The organism is Ruegeria sp. BHSB064, from assembly GCF_059613205.1.
In genome coordinates, this window is sequence record NZ_JBXWSB010000253.1 from 1 (window position 1) to 1,125 (window position 1,125).

The following is a 1,125-nucleotide window of genomic DNA, read 5'->3' on the forward strand; positions in this document are numbered from 1 at the left end:
GTTTACCTGGGCTTCAATTCAAGGCTCTCACCTCTCCTTTTAACCTTCAGGCACCGGGCAGGCGTCAGACCCTATACGTCGTCTTGCGACTTCGCAGAGCCCTGTGTTTTTAATAAACAGTCGCCACCCCCTGGTTTGTGCCCCCAGCCCCTAGTTGCCTAGGAACCGGGCCTCCTTCTCGCGAACTTACGGAGGTATTTTGCCGAGTTCCTTCAACATCGTTCTCTCAAGCGCCTTGGTATGCTCTACCAGTCCACCTGTGTCGGTTTAGGGTACGGTCTGATGGAGGGCTATTTCCAGGAACTGCTCAGCAGCCCAACCAATCCGATAAGGTTGAACTACACCTGCAATCCGTCACATCCTCCTGGCCCAGGAATATTAACCTGGTTCCCATCGCCTACGCCTTTCGGCCTCGGCTTAGGGGCCGGCTTACCCTGCTCAGATTAGCTTTAAGCAGGAACCCTTGGACTTTCGGCGAGAGTGTCTCTCACACTCTTTGTCGCTACTCATGTCATCATTCTCACTAGTGATCTCTCCACCGGATCGCTCACGCGCCGGCTTCATCGAAAGAACTCGATCCGTCATTACACCCAAGAGGATGCAAATACGGATGAGTTCTATGTCACACTACGCTCTGCTACCATGCCTTACGGCATCCTAAGCTTCGGCTCATGGCTTGAGCCCCGTTACATCTTCGCCGCAGGACAACTTATTTAGACCAGTGAGCTGTTACGCTATCTTTAAAGGATGGCTGCTTCTAAGCCAACCTCCTGGTTGTTTTGGTCGTCCCACCTGCTTTCCCACTTAGCCATGAATTGGGGGCCTTAGCTGTAGGTCAGGGTTGTTTCCCTCTCCACTACGGACGTTAGCATCCGCAGTGTGTCTGCCATCTAGTACTCCCGGGTATTCGGAGTTTGGTTAGGATCAGTAAGCCTGTGGGGCCCCATTACCCATCCAGTGCTCTACCCCCCGGGGTATTCGGATGACGCTCTACCTAAATAGATTTCGCAGAGAACCAGCTATCTCCGAGTTTGATTGGCCTTTCACCCCTAGGCACAGCTCATCCCGATCCTTTTCAACGGATGTGGGTTCGGTCCTCCAGTAAGTGTTACCTTACCTTCAACC

At 52.9% G+C, this 1,125-nt stretch carries 1 rRNA gene; it reads right to left on the reverse strand.

The annotated features are described in order from the left end of the window. Positions 1-1,125 (reverse strand): 23S ribosomal RNA (locus tag AC2FNU_RS24760); the annotation flags it as partial.